The organism is Streptomyces sp. SID3343, from assembly GCF_009865215.1.
Taxonomy (GTDB): domain Bacteria; phylum Actinomycetota; class Actinomycetes; order Streptomycetales; family Streptomycetaceae; genus Embleya.
Map to the genome: position 1 here is coordinate 1 of NZ_WWJX01001630.1, position 764 is coordinate 764.

Consider the following 764-nt stretch of genomic DNA (forward strand, 5'->3'; position numbering starts at 1 on the left):
CCCGCCGGCGCAGACCGTGCCGGCGACCACGGCGCCGCCGAGCACGACCCCGCCCGACGGTCACGCGCAGGCCGGCGCGCTCGACACCCTGCTCTCGCGCAGCGGATCCTCGCGACAGTCGGTGATCGACGCGGTGAACAACGTCGGCACGTGCTCGTCGCTGTCCGCCTCGCGCACCGCGCTCAGTGACGCCGCGAGCCAACGCGAGAGCCTGGTGACCCAGTTGGACGCGATGCACTTCGACGGTGTGCCCGAACTCCAGGCGGCGGCCCCGACGTTGCGAGTCGCGTGGGACGCGTCGGCGCGGGCCGACCGGGCCTTCGCCGCATGGGCCCAATCGGCCTTGGACTCCGGCTGCCCGGGGACGAAGTCCCTGTACGACAGCGGCGCGACGATCAGCGCCGAGGCTTCCGCAGCGAAGAAGTCCTTCGTCGACACGTGGAACTCGATCGCGGCGCGGTACGGCCTGTCGTCGAGGAGCGAACTTGACCTCTGACCGCCGCGGCCGATCCGACGGATTCGACGCCGAGGACCGATGGACCTCGGACGGCGCGTTCGGCCGTCCGGCCACACCCGACGAGTTGCTCGCCGACGAGCGGCGCGACACCCGACGCCGACGGCGGACCGTGCTGATCGTGTCGGCCCTGGTCCTGGTGGCCGCGGCCGGCGGCGCGGTCGCGGTGGCGTGGCCCGACGACCACAAGGCCGCGTCCGCGAGCGCCGGCCGCGACGCCCCCGCGGTCACCGCGAGCCCGTCGCGGGAG

General features: G+C 74.2%; 1 protein-coding gene and 1 pseudogene. Both read left to right on the forward strand.

The window, feature by feature from the left end; translation table 11 throughout:
- Positions 1-496 (forward strand): annotated as a pseudogene (locus tag GT354_RS52045) (hypothetical protein); the annotation flags it as partial.
- On the forward strand, positions 486-764 hold a 279-nt coding region (locus GT354_RS52050; protein ID WP_161365536.1), incomplete at its 3' end, for a hypothetical protein. The pseudogene GT354_RS52045 and the gene GT354_RS52050, both read left to right, overlap by 11 nt.